The organism is Beijerinckia mobilis, from assembly GCF_000745425.1.
In the GTDB taxonomy this organism is placed as follows: Bacteria; Pseudomonadota; Alphaproteobacteria; order Rhizobiales; family Beijerinckiaceae; genus Beijerinckia; species Beijerinckia mobilis.
This window is the reverse complement of sequence record NZ_JQJH01000005.1, coordinates 95396-111835: the sequence shown is the minus strand read 5'-3', so window position 1 is coordinate 111835 and position 16440 is coordinate 95396. Positions and strand designations below refer to the sequence as shown.

Sequence of the window (16440 nt, the reverse complement as noted above, 5' to 3'; positions counted from 1 at the left end):
ATTTCAATAAATCCCAAACGGTAGAAATCGGAGCTTCGTTTTGCTCCCTCTGTTCGGCCCCCTCTGTTCGATTGAACGCGCCACCAAGGATCGTCTCTTTGCGTCTTCCTCTGCGCCTCTCTGTCCGTTCCTTTCCCTATCGGCCGCTCTCTGGCGTCAAACGGCTGGCGTCCGGGCCCAACGATTGGGAAAGCATCGACGAGGATCCGAATTTTCTGATTTCCTGCCGCTGGCTGCGTCCCCGCTATCTCATGGTCGAGATCGAGGCGATCGCCACGGATTTGCCTGAAGATTTGGAACCGGTTCTCTATTTCGATCATGGCAAGGGTTTCGATGAGGCGGAAAGCCTCGCAATGCCCAAGTGCCACCATTTCGTCGCGCTCATCGCCCTGCATGCCTTGCCGAAAGTCCGAGCCCTGCGCATCGACCCCGCAGCGCGGCCGATGCGCTTTCGCCTGTCTGTGCGCGCATCAAGACAGATCGCACCGCTCCAGGCCCTTTCGGAGAATGCCGCGGCTCAACGGGAAGAGGGTGATGTAAAAGTTTTTTATCGCCAATATATCGGCGCGGATCCGGCTTTCCAGGACGAAACGACGCAGGTTCCCCAGTCGAACCGGCGGTTTTTCGGTATTGGCGATCATTACCGCAAGGTCCTGAAAGGCGCCGCGTCGCATCATGCGGCGCGCCCGGTCGCCCCGCCGCCGAGGAATCCGCTCATTTCTTTCCTAGTACCGGTCTATAATACGCCGCCACGCTATCTCGACGCGCTGCTTGCTTCATTCCGCATCCAGACGCCGGGTCTTTCCGAACTGATCCTGAGCGACGACGGCTCCACAGACCCCAAAACTCTCACCTGGCTCGACAGAAACAAAAACGAGCCTAGCGTGACAATTCTCCATCAGGATTGCAATGGCGGAATAGCGCGAGCCACCAATGCCGCGCTCGCAGCGGCACGCGGCCGATGGGTCGCGCCGCTTGATCACGACGACGCGCTCTCGGCCCATGCGGTTGCGGCAATCGCCGAAACGCTGGCGGCACATCCTGAGGCGCAATTCCTCTACACCGACGAAGTCATCGCCAATGCGGCGCTCAAGCCGGTCGGCTATTTCCTGAAACCCGCCTATGATTGCGTCCTTCTCTCCGGCGTCAATTACATCAATCATTTGTCGCTCTACCGGCGCGACCGCGTGGCCGCGCTCGGCGGTTTCCGGCAGGGTTTCGAAGGATCGCAGGATTACGACCTGCTCCTGCGCTACCTCAAGGACATACCCTCCGACGCGATTCTGCACCTGCCCTATCCCGCCTATATCTGGCGGCGCGACGGACGCAGTTTCTCAGCGACCTTCGCCGACAAGGCGACGGCAAGCGCACGCAAAACCCTGGCCGAGCATTTCTCCGATGCGGCGACAGGCATCGCACCGCCGGTAGAGCCGGCGTTGCTGCCGGACCTCCACCGCATCCGGTTCGACAAGATCGATCAGGACCGCCCGAAAATCTCGATCATCATTCCGAGCCGCGACAGCTACGATTTGATTGCCCGCCTGTTACGGCAATTGGTTCATGAAACCGATTATCCGGAACTCGAAATCCTCATCATCGACAATGGCTCCACGGATCCCCGCGTCCTCGACCTCTACGCGCATCCACCGTCCCGTCCTGGCGTTACGATCAAGGCCCATATTCATGAGGAGCCGTTCAATTTCGCCCGTTCGGTTAATAAGGGAATCGCTTTGGCGAGCGGCGATCCCATCCTGCTTCTCAATAATGATATCGAGATCATCGAACCTGACTGGCTGACGGAAATGGCCGCCTGCCTGCATTATCCCGATACCGGCATCGTCGGCGCGCGCCTGCTCTATCCCGATCAAACGCTGCAACATGCGGGCGTCATCGTCGGACTTGGCAATTATGCCGGCCATTGGTTCGGCGGCAAACCCGCCACATTCGCCGGGCCCATGGGCCGTCTCATGGTGCGGCAATCATTATCCGCCGTCACCGGCGCCTGCATGCTGATCACACGCGCCTGCATCGAGAAGACGGGCCTCTTCGACGAGGAGGCCTTCGCGATCGCCTATAATGACATCGATTATTGCCTGCGCGCCGTCGAGCATGGCTATCGTATCGTCTACACCCCTTTCGCGACGCTGATCCATCACGAATCCGCCTCGCGCGGCAGCGATGAGACGCGGGAGAACCGGCCGCGTTTTCAAAGGGAAAAGGATAATCTCGAAGCCCGTCACGCCACCGCGACCTTCGAGGACAAGGCCTTCAGCCCCTGGCATACGCGCAACCGCGCCGAACCCGGCCTCGTGCTGCTTGATCATCTGCCCGCTGCCCGCACCGGTCATGCAAGCGCAAACGCATCGCCACGCACCGATGCACAAGCCGATTCGAACGCCGCCGAGGTGGATGGGTGAGCCCGGATGTCAGCTACCCCAGCGCCGGCACCAGCCGGAAATGCGCCAGGGCCGGATGAAAATAGGGATCATCCCGCATCACCTTGCGCCAGCGCCGCTGAAAATAATCCCGCTGCTCTCCATTGACGCTCAAGGGGCGAAAGGTGGCCCCGCCACGTGTCGCCGATTCATGATGCAACAACACGGCGGCGGGCTCGACGAGGCTTTGCCAGCCGTGCTCGCCGAGCCGCAGGCAAAGATCGATATCATTGAGCTCGACGGCGAGATGCGCCTCGTCGAATCCGCCAATGGCTACGAATTTCCGGCGTTCCACCGCGAGACAGGCCCCCGTGACAGCCGAAACCTCGTGCAAAACCCTGTGGCGGCCGAGCCATCCCGGTGCGTCCTCGGCTTCCTGCGCCCCGAAATGGCAGGCCGAATTGCCCATGCCCACCGCGACGCCAATATGCTGGATCCGCCGCGAGGCGAAGAGCAGCTTCGCGCCGACCGCGCCGACATCGGGACAAATGGCCTGCCGCACCAAAGCGGCGAGCCAGCCGGATGAGAGCGCTTCCGTATCATTATTGAGAAAGACCAGAATGTCCGCCCGCGTCCGCGCCGCGCCGAGATTACAGATGCGCGCATAATTGAAAGGACCCGGCGTCTTCACGATCGACACATTCGCGAGGCTGCGCAGACGATCGAACAGGTGCGTCGTTTCGGCTTTGACGCTGTCATTGTCGAGGATGAGGATTTCGTAATGCTTGTAGGCGGTCTGTTCGCGGATGCTGGTGATGCAGCGATCGAGCAGATCCGCCCGGTCTCGCGTGGGAATGATGAAACAGACGGAAGGCTCGGCTGGAAGCGCCCGGCCGCCAGTTGCTCCCTCTTTCCTTCGCTCACGACGATTGTCCTTCAAATCAGGCGCTTCCGCCCGTGTCGAAGCCAGAAGAAAGCGCCGGATATGCAGAACTTCCGCTGCCCGCAGGCTGGCGAGCCAGCGTGATGGCGGCACAGCGTTCCGCACGAAACCGAGACGCTCTTCAAGCGACCATTGCCGCCACGCAGCGGCGGCAACGAAGACCGCCCGCCCGAGATAGGGCCGCGCCGCCTGCAGGCGCGGGCTCCAGTCCGGCTTCAGAATGGGCAAAATTCTCCCATCGGGTCCAATATGCTCTTCGTCCCCATAGACGAGACTGGCCTGTGGCAGAGTCGGCAAGCGCTCGGCCAAGCTTGCAAGAGAGCCGGGCGACAGCCGGTCACCGGGTGACAAAGCGCAGAGCCAGCCAGTCTCAGGTCCATCACCCGCCAGCATCTCCATCCAATCCCGGTCGTTCAAAAAACGGCAACGCGGCTCCGCATCGGCACGCGATGTATCGGCTTCCGCATGCACCAACAAGCACCAGCGCGGATAGAGCTGCGCCGCGACCGTATCTATGGTCGACTCTCGCACCTCCCGAGCCTTTTGGACATTCGGCTGCGCCTGAGCCCCGCCGAGAAGCAGAGTGACGAGCGGCCCTTTCTCCCAATCGGTTCGCGGCGCATCGATGCCTGCAAGATCGATCACGCGTTCGCGCGCGGCTTTCCAGGCCGCATAATCTTCGAACGGATGAAATTCCGTCGCCCAGGCGAGGTTGAGATCAGACTCGTCGATCATGCCGATGAGCCGAGTGAGAAGCGCTGCACGCGCTGGCCGGTGCGCCTTCCCCCATCCCGAGCGCAGCTGCGCCGTGAAGGACAGGCTTTCGATCGATTCGATCCGGAAATCGAAACGGCCCACCCGCGCCACCGGACTCACGCTGATACGCCGCGTCCCAAGCGGAATGCGTCCGCGCCAGAGCCCTGCGCCAGCCACAGGTCCTGGTGCCATGCGCTCGACGAAAGTCCCGTCGCCCCGCCAGAAACGGAAGACCGGACGGACGGGATCGTCCCATTGGCTCAAACGATAGACAATGGCGACGAAGCCGCCCGGACGCAGTGCCGTGCAAGGACGAATGCCCATCCAGGGTTCATCGGAGAGCGCATGAATATGCCCATCCTCGATCGCCACATCCTTTTCCGGCAAGAGGCAATCGGCGGCGGACCACCTTGCGCTTCCATGGCCCTTGTCCAATCCCATCTGCTCCAGAAAAAGAATGAGCGCCGGGTACGAACACCCGAGTTGGGTGCCGCCCGGAGGTCCGGAGCCTGCGGCGAAAGCCGCATCCTTCCGGAGTGAACTTCTATCGACGCGGTTTTGTGCATCAAGTAAAGCAGGGGATCAATCCATCCCCTGCATCGCACGAATCGAAGGAAACTTTGAATGAAAGGGATCATCCTCGCGGGTGGCAGCGGCACACGCCTTTATCCGATCACCCGCGTCGTTTCGAAGCAATTGCTCCCCGTCTTCGACAAGCCGATGATCTATTATCCGCTCGCCACGCTCATGCTGGCGGGTATTCGGGAATTCCTCATCATATCGACGCCCCAGGATACGCCGCTGATGGAGCGGCTCCTGGGCGACGGCAAGGAACTCGGCCTCTCATTCACTTATGCCGTGCAGGAGGCCCCGCGGGGCCTCGCCGAAGCCTTCATCATCGGCCGCGACTTCATCGGTTCAGACCGGGTGGCGCTCATTCTCGGCGACAATATCTTCCATGGACACGGCCTGCCGGAACTGCTGGTGAAAGCCCGGATGCGCGAGGCCAATGCGACGGTGTTCGGCTATCAGGTGACCAATCCCGAGCAATATGGCGTCGTGACACTCGGCCGCGACGGGCGTGCGCTCGACATTGTCGAAAAGCCCAAAACCTTCTGTTCCAATGTCGCAGTGACGGGCCTCTATTTTTATCCGAACGACGTCGTCGACATTGCGGCAAAGATCAAGCCTTCACCCCGCGGCGAGCTCGAGATCACCGACGTCAACCGCGCCTATATGGAACGTGGCGACCTCTATGTCGAAATGCTGGGACGCGGCTTCGCCTGGCTTGATACGGGAACCCACGCCTCGCTGGTGGAAGCCAGCCATTTCATTCAGATTCTGGAACAGAGGCAAGGGACACGCGTCGCCTGTATCGAGGAGATCGCCCTGCATATGGGCTATATTTCCCTGGAAGAATTCCGCGAACTCGCCGTTCGCTCCGCAAAAAGCAGTTATGGCGAATATCTTCTTGGCATTTACGAAACGGCGAGCAAGAACGCCCTCCCGACTGAAAATGCATAAATAATCAATCTCGTAGAACGGTATTGGAAGAGGGCTTTTCTCTAGTAATTTTATAGACTACTATAGGTCATGTCGAGCGACTGGCCGACAGCGAAGGCGACCGAAACGGGGACCCGCCGCTGGAGCATGCCTGAACTTTCATGTTCCATGCATGTCGCCAGTGCTTGTCGCCGTGCGTCTTCGGCTTTGTCCAACCGGCTGCTCCACAGGCGGTCTCCATGGGCAAGGCTGTCCGAAACCCGAATCGCCAATCCATGAAACACATGACCCTCATTTCCGATTCAAACCCTTCCAGCCGGGATCCGAATCGTCCGGGGCTCTATGATCCGCTGTGGGATCGTCTGCGCCAGGAAGCGGAAGACGCCTTTGCCCGGGAGCGTGCCCTCGCTCCCCTTTTCGTGAGTTCCATCCTCAACCGGACGAGTTTCGAGAGCGCCGTCGCGCATCGCATCGCCGCACGGCTGGGCAATGACACGGTGCCGGCCTATCTCATCGCCGAGATCTTCGGTCAAGCGACCGCGGATGATCCCTCCATCGGCGAGGCCTTCCGGGCCGATATTCTCGCCGTCCTCGACCGTGATCCCGCCTGCCTGCGGCTGATCGAGCCTTTTCTCTATTTCAAGGGTTTCCACGCAATCCAGACGCACCGGCTGGCGCATTGGCTGTGGCATCATCAACGGCAGGATTTCGCGCTCTACATCCAGAGCCGCTCCTCCGACGTCTTCCAGACCGATATCAACCCCGCCGCGCGCTTCGGCAAGGGCATTTTTCTCGATCACGCGACGGGCCTCGTGGTCGGCGCGACGGCGACGATCGACGACGACGTCTCGATCCTGCAGAATGTCACACTGGGGGGCACCGGCAAGGAGCGCGGCGACCGGCACCCGAAAATCCGTCGCGGGGTGATGATCGGTGCCGGAGCCAAAATTCTCGGCAATATAGAGATCGGCTCCTGTTCACGCATCGCCGCCGGTTCCGTGGTCCTGCAACCCGTCCCCTCGAATACGACGGTGGCCGGCGTTCCGGCCCGGCAGGTCGGCACCGCCGGATGCGCGGAACCCGCGCGCAGCATGGATCAGATCCTCAGCCAATTGTCCTATGATTCCTTCGATTACACGATCTGAACAACGACCGACGCCGAACCTCCCAGCGCCGGTCTTTTCTTGACAAAACTACTAGACTTTTTATTTTGGTTTCATTCTCGCCGCGGGAATCTCTTCTTCGGACGGCGGAACGAAATCCCGCCACACCAATCGGTGGAGCTTTTTCGTGCCCTCCAAACAGCGGGCACGCAACGCCGTATTCAGGCCCGGCAGGGGGGCCGCCCAAAGCGGCAGCACGCCTGAGCCCCAGCTTGGCCACGGCTTATTCTTCGGAGCGATACAATGGCAGAACCCGCGGTGAAACAACCCGAAGCCCCCGCACAAATCCCGGGTCGAGGACGCATCTACGATTCCATTACCGAGACGATCGGCAATACGCCGCTGGTGCGGCTGCAGAAGATCGCCAAGGAGAAAGGCGTCAAGGCGAACCTTCTCGCCAAGCTGGAATTCTTCAACCCGATCTCGAGCGTGAAGGATCGCATCGGCGTCCATATGATCGCCTCGCTCGAAGCCGCCGGCAAGATCACCCCCGGCAAGACGGTCCTCATCGAACCCACTTCCGGCAATACCGGCATTGCGCTCGCCTTCGTCGCTGCCGCGCATGGCTACAAGCTCATTCTCGTCATGCCGGAATCGATGTCGCTCGAACGGCGCAAAATGCTCGCCCTGCTGGGTGCTGAATTGGTGCTTACCCCGGCGCCGCAAGGTATGAAGGGCGCAATCGCCAAGGCCGAAGAACTTGCAGCGGCCAATCCCGATGCCATCATTCCGCGCCAGTTCGACAATCCCGCAAATCCCGAAATCCACCGTCTCACCACGGCAGAGGAAATCTGGAACGATACAAATGGCGGAATCGATTATTTTGTCGCCGGCGTCGGCACGGGCGGTACGATCACCGGCGTCGCCCAGGTTCTGAAACCGCGCAAGCCGAGCCTCAAGATCATCGCCGTTGAACCCGAGGATTCGCCTGTCCTCTCCGGCGGCCAGCCCGGTCCGCACAAGATCCAGGGCATTGGCGCCGGATTCGTCCCGTCGGTTCTCGAACGGCCGTTGATCGATGAAGTCATCACCGTCGGCAACCAGACCGCTTTCGAGACCGCCCGCCTCGTCGCGCGTCTCGAAGGTATTCCTGTCGGCATTTCTTCCGGCGCAGCCGTCGCAGCCGCTGTCGAGATTGGCCTCAGGCCGGAAGCAGAGGGCAAGAATATCGTATTGATCATCCCGTCTTTTGCCGAGCGCTACCTATCGACCGCCCTTTTCGAAGGCCTTTGAGGCGCGCTTAAAAGCATGCATCCACAAGCCGGGATACCGTGCGGTCATTGTCATTCCCCTTGGTCATTCCCCTTGAGCGAAACCGGTGCCTTGGCGCCGGTTTTTTCTATCGGGCCAAGCTTGGCGGGAACCGAAAGGCTTTGATAAACATTTATGTCGCAATGGCTCGGACGAGAGTACGCTCGCATCGTGGCAGCGGCTCCCCTTTCAATTGGATTTTTCTCAAGGCGTTGGTATCGCTTGGCGATACTTCTCGCTCAAAAAGATTCCATGGCGTTTGAAGGCCGGCAGCCATATCGGACAATGAAGCGCTCCGGCGGCTAATTATTCGCGCCGAGTCGCTCTTGAAAGGATTGGACCCATGCGGGCATTGTTGGTGTTTCTTGCCGCCCTGTTCGGCTGGCGCATTTATTCGAACACGAAATACAATCGTGACTTCAAGCAATTGCCAGAGGAAGAGCAGCGCGCGCGCCGCCGCTGGCTGTAGACCGTTCCAGCCTCGGCGCGGCTATCGCCCAACCGGCTGAAACTCTCTCCAAATGCCGTTCTTTTTAGGCATTCATGCTTCATGAGGCGCTTGAATATGTCTTGCCGGGTTTTGCCTGAACCGAGACCCGGCTTGACCCGAGACAGCGTCGATGCGAGAGCGGGAGCGTTTTGACAGCTCCTGATCGGATGAAAAAATGGCCGCTCCCGCATTGGACGTTCTTGGCTTTGGCAATGCCATTGTCGATTGCCTCGCCAAGGTCGATGATGATTTTCTCGCAAAACAGGCTCTGAACAAAGGCTCCATGGCGCTCATCGACGAAGCGCGCGCGGCCAGCCTTTACGAAGCCATGGGACAGGTCACGGTCATCTCCGGTGGCTCCGCGGCTAATACGATCATCGGCGCGGCAGGCCTTGGCTGCAAAACAGGTTTTGTCGGCAAGCTCAAGGCCGATTCGCTCGGCAACCAGTTCGCCCACGACATTCGCGCCGCCAAGGTCGTCTTTGAGACACCTTTCGCCGTCGATGGGCCGGCAAGTGCCCTTTGCCTCGTCCTGGTCACACCCGACGGCCAGCGGACGATGAACACTTTTCTCGGCGCCTCCGGCAATCTCACCGAGGCCGATGTCGATCCCGAACTCGTGCAAAGCGCCGCCATCACCTATCTCGAAGGCTATCTTTGGGATCCACCAGCCGCCAAACAAGCCTTTCTCAAAGCCGCGCAGATCGCCGAGGAAGCCGGCCGCAAGGTGGCGCTGACCTTGTCGGACACATTCTGCGTCGACCGTTACCGGCCGGAGTTCATGGCGCTCATCCAGGACGGCGTCGTGCAAATTCTCTTCGCCAATGAATCCGAGCTGCACGCCCTCTATCAGACGAGTGATTTCAACACAGCCATAGCGGCGCTGCGCCAGGAAAAGGTTCTCGGCATCGTGACCCGATCGGAAAAAGGATCGGTTGTCGTCAGTCAGAACGACGTGCTCGCCGTTCCCGCCTTTCCGGTCGAAGAGGTCGTCGATACGACAGGGGCGGGAGATCTTTTCGCCGCTGGCTTTCTCAGCGGTCTCAGCAAGGGGCTCGACCATACGGCCTGTGCGCGTCTCGGCGCTCTCGCAGCCGCGGAAGTCATCCAGCATATTGGCGCACGGCCGCAGACGGACCTAGCCTATCTGGCGCGCCAGAACGGCTTCGAATTTTAAAGACGGGTGCCATCAGTCAATAAAAAAGAGCAGAAATTTCTCTCTGCTCTTTCCTATGTCCCACTGATTGCGCCTTATTGTCAGAGCCAGGCATGCTCCTTGGCCTGACGCGCCTCATAGGTAGAGATCGCGTCCGCCTTCTCCATGGTGAGGCCGATATCGTCCAATCCGTTCAGCAGGCAATGTTTGCGGAAGGGATCGATCTCGAAATGGATCGCGCCGCCATCCGGCCCCTTGATCGTCTGATTTTCAAGATCCACGGTCAAGGTTGCATTGGAGCCGCGCTCGGCGTCGTCGAACAACAGCGCCAATTGCTCCGCCGTCACCTTGATCGGCAAAATGCCGTTCTTGAAGCAATTATTATAGAAAATGTCGGCGAAACTCGTCGAAATCACGCAGCGGATACCGAAATCGAGCAGAGCCCAGGGAGCGTGCTCGCGCGATGAGCCACAGCCGAAATTATCGCCGGCGATCAGGATCGACGCGTTACGATAGGCCGGCTTGTTCAAAACGAATTCGGGATTTTCCGACCCATCTTCCTTGAAGCGCAGATCGGAGAAGAGACCCTCGCCAAGGCCCGTGCGCTTGATGGTCTTGAGATATTGTTTCGGGATGATCATGTCGGTGTCGACATTGGTGATCTTGAGCGGCGCCGCGACACCGGTCAAAGTCGTGAATTTATCCATGACATGTCCTGTGAAAGGAATAGGAACCGCATTGCGCAATCAACAGCGTGGCGGTGAAAGGGACGATCATTGATCGTCTTTGCATGGATCGGCGGCCTGGTCCAGAACCGGTTGCTATGACGAAGCCATAGCCGATGCGCCGATCGATCCCGCGTCCTTAGTCTTCACGCGGGAAACGTCCTGGTTTTCACAAGGGCTTCCAATTGAATTGACGTCGAGGAAAATTACAGAGCCCTTCATCGTCGCAAGAATGCATCCGCAAGGGTATAATCCGGAAACCAATAAATGCCTCGCCTTGAAGGCCGAGTATCGGAGAAAGGCGGGAGTTCCCGCCATCCTCTACGATAAGACGCGCCGGCAAGCGCTCCTGCCCTCTCAGAAAAAGCCAGGAGCTAAACCCCGAGAAAGCCTCAGGGGCGCAGCAGGGTCTTCAGATAGGCGAGCTGGTCACGCCGTTCGATCGCGAGCAGCCGGAAATCATCATCCGGGGCATCAGTGATATCGGTTTCAGCCTGAGCCAGATCCGCGGTGAAACGCGCTTCATCGACTTCACTGACCGGCAACGCGACATCGGCAAGAATGGTCAGCCCCGCTTCTCCAACGTCAGCGAAACCTTCCAGCACATAGAATTGCTGCTTCCCTTTGTTACCCTCTTCTTCGAGGGTGATCAGGCCGGGGCGCAACGTCGTCATGAAGGGAGCCTGTCCGGCAAGTGCCGTGAATTCGCCCATGATGCCAGGCACGACCACGGAAGCAACTTTACCGGAAAAGACCAGCCGCTCGGGCGATACGAGTTCGAAATGGAAAGCGGCCATGCTCTGCTCCCGAAAACCAGTCGATGATCCAAGGCAGGATGGATAATCCTGCATCATTCAGATCGTCAAAAATCTTAGCGCTACCAGACATCATCAATAATGCCCGAAACGGCTTACCGCCCGCCCTATCCACAGGACCGGCGGCCGCCGCGGCTGGCTTCTATTGAAATCAGCCTTACTTCACATCTTCATTCTTGCCGGGCCTTCCTTGCAGAAAGCCCGGCTGAGAAAGATCAGGCGCCGGCGGCGAGTTTCTGAGCCTTTTCGATCGCTTCCTCGATCGAACCGACCATGTAGAACGCGGCTTCCGGAAGATGATCGTATTTGCCTTCGATCAAACCCTTGAAGCCCTTGATCGTATCGGCAAGAGCCACCAACTTGCCGGGCGAGCCGGTGAAGACTTCCGCCACATGGAACGGCTGCGAGAGGAAACGCTCGATGCGGCGGGCGCGGGCAACCGTCAGCTTGTCTTCTTCGGAAAGTTCATCCATGCCAAGAATGGCGATGATGTCCTGCAAGGACTTGTAGCGCTGCAGCGTCTGCTGGACCTGACGCGCGACATTATAATGTTCCTCGCCGACGACCAGCGGGGAAAGATTGCGCGAGGTGGAATCCAGCGGATCCACGGCCGGATAAATGCCCTTTTCAGCGATCGAGCGCGAAAGCACCGTCGTGGCGTCGAGATGGGCGAAGGAAGTCGCAGGCGCCGGGTCGGTCAAGTCGTCGGCCGGCACGTAAATGGCCTGGACGGAGGTAATCGAACCCTTGGTGGTGGTGGTGATACGTTCCTGCAGTGCGCCCATGTCGGTGGCGAGCGTCGGCTGATAACCCACCGCCGAAGGAATACGGCCGAGGAGCGCCGACACTTCCGAACCTGCCTGGGTGAAGCGGAAGATATTGTCGACGAAGAAGAGAACGTCCTGCCCCTTGTCGCGGAAGTCTTCGGCAATGGTGAGGCCGGAGAGAGCGACACGGGCACGAGCGCCCGGAGGCTCGTTCATCTGGCCATAGACCAGCGCGCATTTCGAACCCTTGGCCGAACCGCCATGTTCATGCGGATCGACATTGACCTTGGATTCGATCATTTCGTGGTAGAGGTCATTACCCTCGCGGGTACGCTCGCCGACACCGGCGAAGACCGAATAACCACCGTGCGCCTTGGCGATATTATTGATCAGTTCCATGATGAGCACGGTCTTGCCGACGCCGGCGCCACCGAAAAGGCCGACCTTACCGCCCTTTGAATAGGGAGCCAGAAGATCGACAACCTTGATGCCCGTCACGAGGATCTGAGCTTCCGTGGATTGTTCATCATAGGGCGGCGCGGGCTGATGAATGGCGCGGCGGGCGGTGGTGCCAACCGGACCCAATTCGTCAACCGGCTCGCCGATGACGTTCAGGATGCGGCCGAGGCATTCCTCACCGACGGGCACCATGATCGGCGAACCGGTGTCAGAAACCTTCTGGCCGCGCACGAGACCGTTGGTCACGTCCATGGCAATGCAGCGCACTTCGTTTTCACCAAGATGCTGCGCCACTTCCAACACCAGACGGTTGCCCTGGTTCTCGGTTTCGAGCGCGTTGAGGATTGGCGGCAGATGACCATCGAACTTCACGTCGATGACGGCGCCGATGATCTGGGTAATGTGCCCTGTCGGACGGTTGAGAGCTGCGTCAGCCATGGTTCGACCCTTCAATCCTCGAAAAATCAGAGCGCTTCGGCGCCGGAGATGATCTCGATCAGTTCCTTCGTGATCATCGCCTGACGCGAGCGGTTATATTGCATCGTCTGTTTCTTGATCATTTCGCCGGCGTTGCGCGAGGCACTATCCATCGCGCTCATCCGCGCCCCTTGTTCGGATGCGGCATTTTCGAGCAGGGCCCGCAGGATCTGGATAGAGATGTTGCGCGGCAGAAGCGTTGCGAGAATCTGTTCCTCGCTCGGCTCGTAGTCATAGAGGGAGGGCGGAGCGGCCGGCGCCGTCTCGTCCTTCGCCACCGTCAGCGGAATGAGCTGCTGCGCGGTCGGAATCTGGTGGAGGACCGTGCGGAATTTGGAGAAGAAGATGGTGCAGACGTCGAATTCACCATCTTTGAAGAGATTGAGAATCTTGCGCCCGATCACGTCGGCGTTGACGAAACCAATCGTCTTGACGCTACGAAGATCAATGAGTTCGATGATCTTTTCACCAAACTGGCGCTTGAGAAGGTCATGCCCCTTCTTGCCAACGCAGAGGATCTTGACGTCCTTGCCTTCCGCGAGAAGGCTGTTGGCTGTATCGCGCGCGAGGCGGGCGATGGAGGAATTGAAGGCCCCGCAAAGACCGCGTTCCGCCGTGCAGACGACCAGGAGATGCACCTGGTCACGGCCATTGCCGACGAGAAGTTTCGGCGCATCCTGGCCACCGCCAACAATGTTGGCGAGACTTGCAAGAACCTGGTCCATGCGTTCCGCATAAGGACGCGCAGCCTCGGCCGCAAGCTGGGCACGCCGCAGCTTCGCCGCCGCGACCATCTGCATGGCCTTGGTGATCTTCTGCGTCGCCTTGACGGAAGCGATCCGATTTCGCAGGTCCTTCAACGAGGGCATTGCACTACCGCCTGATCAGAGTCGTATGGAACCCGGGTCATCCTGCAACCCAGGCCGATCGTGCGCCTTTCCGCACCGGATGGCGCGGAATGACACATTGCCAGCGCGCCCGTCTGGAACCGTGAGGATCAGACGGGCAATCGCCTTCACGCGAAATTCTTGCTGTAGCTTTCGACGAGCGACTTCAGCTTCGCGGCGGAATCGTCCGAGAGATCCTTGGAGGAGCGGATAGCTTCCAGAAGATCGGCATGCGTCGAACGCAGCAGAGCAAGAAGCCCGTCCTCATAGGCGCGGATACGATTGACCGGGAGAGCGTCGAGATAGCCGTTGACACCGGCATAAATCACGCAAACCTGCTCTTCGATCTTGAGCGGAGAGAATTGCGGCTGCTTCAGCAATTCGGTCAGGCGAGAACCACGGGCGAGAAGCTTCTGCGTCGTCGCGTCGAGATCGGAGCCGAATTGGGCGAAGGCGGCCAGTTCGCGATATTGAGCAAGCTCACCCTTGATCTTGCCGGCGACCTTCTTCATCGATTTGGTCTGCGCGGCGGAACCGACGCGGGAAACCGAAATACCGACGTTCACCGCAGGACGGATGCCCTGATAGAAAAGATCGGTTTCGAGGAAGATCTGACCGTCGGTGATCGAAATCACATTGGTCGGAATATAGGCGGAGACGTCGTTGGCCTGCGTCTCGATGACCGGCAGAGCGGTGAGCGAACCCGCGCCCTTTTCATCGGACAGCTTGGCAGCGCGCTCGAGCAGACGGGAATGGAGATAGAAGACGTCACCCGGATAGGCTTCACGTCCCGGCGGACGGCGCAGCAGCAGCGACATCTGACGATAGGCAACGGCCTGCTTCGACAGATCATCATAGGTGATGAGCGCATGAAGGCCATTGTCGCGGAAATATTCGCCCATGGCGCAGCCGGTGAAGGGGGCGAGGAATTGCATCGGCGCCGGATCGGATGCAGTGGCCGCGACGACGATCGAATAGGGCAACGCGCCCGATTCTTCCAGAACCTTCACGAATTGCGCGACGGTCGAACGCTTCTGGCCGATCGCGACATAAACGCAATAGAGCTTGGCCTTCTCGTCAGTGCCGAGATTGGCGGCTTTCTGATTGAGCATCGCATCCAGTGCGACAGCGGTCTTGCCGGTCTGGCGGTCGCCGATGATCAATTCACGCTGGCCGCGGCCGATCGGAATCAGCGCATCGATCGCCTTGATGCCAGTCGCCATCGGTTCATGGACGGATTTACGCGGAATGATGCCCGGCGCCTTGATATCGGCGAGCGCAAACTGCTTCGCGTTGATCGGCCCCTTGCCGTCGATGGGGTTGCCAAGAGCGTCGACGACGCGGCCAAGCAATTCCGGACCGACCGGAACACTCACGATTTCGCGCGAACGCTTGACGGTCTGACCTTCGGCAACGGTACGGTCGGAACCGAAAATGACGACGCCGACATTATCGGCTTCGAGGTTGAGAGCCACACCCCGGACGCCCGATTCGAAATCGACCATCTCGCCGGCTTCGACATTGTCGAGGCCATAGACGCGTGCAATACCGTCGCCGACGGACAGAACCTGGCCGACTTCGGTAACTTCGGCTTCGCTTCCGAAGTTGGCGATCTCCTTCTTGAGAATCGCGGAGATTTCAGCGGCGCGGATATCCATCAACCGACCTCTTTCATACGTGTGCGAATCGCGTTCAATTTCGTCTTGAGGGAGCCGTCGATCATGCGCGATCCCAATTGCACGACCAAGCCACCAATGAGTGCCGGATCGACCTTGGCCGTGATCTCGACACTCTTGCCGCCGCTCAACGCGGCAAGCGACCCTTTCAGGGCTTCGATCTGCTCATCCTTGAGGGCAGCGGCGGAGGTCACCGTCGCGCGGACGATGCCATATTCGACATCGCGCAGGTGATTGAAGCCCTCGATCATCTTCGGTGCGCCGAACAGGCGGCGCTTGGAAGCGATCAGCTTGAAGAAATTCGCGGTGAGCCCCTTGATGCCCAAAGACTCAAGCACAGCGGTCAGAACCCTGACCTGTGTCTCAGCGGAAAAGACCGGGCTCTGGATGAATTTCTGCAGATCCTCGCTCTCGCGATAGGCGCTCCTGACCTGCTGCAATTCATCGGCGACCTGATCGATCTGGCCGCTTTCTTTCGCGAGGGAGAACAGCGCATGCGCGTAGCGCCCTGCCATTCCCGAAACGATTGTTTCTTCTACCGCCACTGGCTCATCCCCTCGGGCCGAACCGCCCGGCCCCAAAATTCTTTGGCTGCCAAATTTCCCAGCCGCCAAGCGCTGCAACCAGCCGCAACGCCAGCCGAAGCGCCGATCCCACTATGGACCCTTGAGACCCGTCGCATCGAAACGCCACCGGGCCCGGATCGACAGAGGCAGAGCTAAGCAAAATCTTTACAGATCTGCTCCCGTTCAAAAGTCGTGGCAGCCTCGATTTTACTTAAAAAGTAAGATCGATCGCGGCTTCAGCCGCGCGCAGCCGCTTGGGGGAACACATCATTGTGACGAAGCTCTATCCCCCCTGAGCGACGGTCACGTAACATAAGCCTTTTTCATGCGCAACCCTAAGGCAGCGCAAACTTGGCATTGCAGCGGGGGAAACTGCTCCCTATCTGATCGGGTTTGGCCTATCCTGTTGGAGCTGTTTCGAAATAGCCGGT

13 protein-coding genes are annotated in these 16440 nt (G+C 59.3%); 6 read left to right on the top strand and 7 right to left on the bottom strand.

All coding sequences use genetic code 11. From position 1 onward, the window contains the following. Positions 1-98 precede the first annotated feature (98 nt). Positions 99-2417 (top strand): glycosyltransferase family 2 protein, encoded by a 2319-nt coding sequence (locus DL88_RS07285; protein WP_245270678.1) that lies wholly within the window; start codon positions 99-101, stop codon positions 2415-2417. Positions 2418-2430: 13 nt separating this feature from the next. On the opposite strand, the gene DL88_RS07280 is transcribed toward DL88_RS07285, so the two are convergent. Then, positions 2431-4515, bottom strand: coding sequence for a glycosyltransferase family 2 protein (locus DL88_RS07280; RefSeq protein ID WP_051955697.1), 2085 nt, complete (start codon positions 4513-4515; stop codon positions 2431-2433). Between the two features lie 183 nt (positions 4516-4698). Between DL88_RS07280 and rfbA the strand changes: the two genes are divergently transcribed. The 5 genes from rfbA to DL88_RS07255 all read left to right on the top strand — a co-directional run bounded on the left by rfbA (position 4699) and on the right by DL88_RS07255 (position 9658). After that, positions 4699-5598, top strand: coding sequence for a glucose-1-phosphate thymidylyltransferase RfbA (rfbA, locus tag DL88_RS07275; RefSeq protein ID WP_034994078.1), 900 nt, complete (start codon positions 4699-4701; stop codon positions 5596-5598). A 263-nt stretch (positions 5599-5861) separates the two neighbouring features. Then, the gene (gene cysE, locus DL88_RS07265) at positions 5862-6722 is read left to right on the top strand and encodes a serine O-acetyltransferase (protein ID WP_034994073.1); all 861 of its coding nucleotides are present in this window, start codon (positions 5862-5864) and stop codon (positions 6720-6722) included. Positions 6723-6983: 261 nt separating this feature from the next. Further along, positions 6984-7973 carry a cysteine synthase A gene (cysK, locus tag DL88_RS07260; protein ID WP_034994071.1) on the top strand — a complete coding sequence of 330 codons (990 nt, stop codon included), beginning with the start codon at positions 6984-6986 and terminating at the stop codon, positions 7971-7973. A 361-nt stretch (positions 7974-8334) separates the two neighbouring features. Next, the gene (locus DL88_RS20930; RefSeq protein ID WP_280949197.1) at positions 8335-8460 is read left to right on the top strand and encodes a hypothetical protein; all 126 of its coding nucleotides are present in this window, start codon (positions 8335-8337) and stop codon (positions 8458-8460) included. A 196-nt stretch (positions 8461-8656) separates the two neighbouring features. Continuing rightward, positions 8657-9658, top strand: coding sequence for an adenosine kinase (locus DL88_RS07255; RefSeq protein WP_034994069.1), 1002 nt, complete (start codon positions 8657-8659; stop codon positions 9656-9658). Positions 9659-9738: 80 nt separating this feature from the next. Here the strand turns inward: DL88_RS07255 and leuD are convergent, their stop codons facing one another. From leuD to DL88_RS07225, 6 genes are all read right to left on the bottom strand, one after another. Then, complete coding sequence (gene leuD, locus DL88_RS07250; protein WP_034994067.1) at positions 9739-10344, bottom strand: 3-isopropylmalate dehydratase small subunit; 606 nt, start codon at positions 10342-10344, stop codon at positions 9739-9741. A 410-nt stretch (positions 10345-10754) separates the two neighbouring features. Next, entirely contained in the window at positions 10755-11159 is a 405-nt protein-coding gene (locus tag DL88_RS07245) for a F0F1 ATP synthase subunit epsilon (protein ID WP_034994065.1), read from the bottom strand. Positions 11160-11392: 233 nt separating this feature from the next. Beyond that, on the bottom strand, positions 11393-12841 hold the full coding sequence (gene atpD / locus DL88_RS07240) for a F0F1 ATP synthase subunit beta (RefSeq protein ID WP_034994064.1): 1449 nt from the start codon (positions 12839-12841) through the stop codon (positions 11393-11395). Positions 12842-12867: 26 nt separating this feature from the next. After that, the gene (locus tag DL88_RS07235; protein WP_034994062.1) at positions 12868-13749 is read right to left on the bottom strand and encodes a F0F1 ATP synthase subunit gamma; all 882 of its coding nucleotides are present in this window, start codon (positions 13747-13749) and stop codon (positions 12868-12870) included. A gap of 146 nt (positions 13750-13895) precedes the next feature. After that, on the bottom strand, positions 13896-15425 hold the full coding sequence (gene atpA, locus DL88_RS07230; protein ID WP_034994061.1) for a F0F1 ATP synthase subunit alpha: 1530 nt from the start codon (positions 15423-15425) through the stop codon (positions 13896-13898). Next, complete coding sequence (locus DL88_RS07225) at positions 15425-15988, bottom strand: F0F1 ATP synthase subunit delta (RefSeq protein ID WP_034994058.1); 564 nt, start codon at positions 15986-15988, stop codon at positions 15425-15427. Before DL88_RS07225 ends, atpA begins: the two co-directional genes overlap by 1 nt. Positions 15989-16440 lie beyond the last annotated feature (452 nt).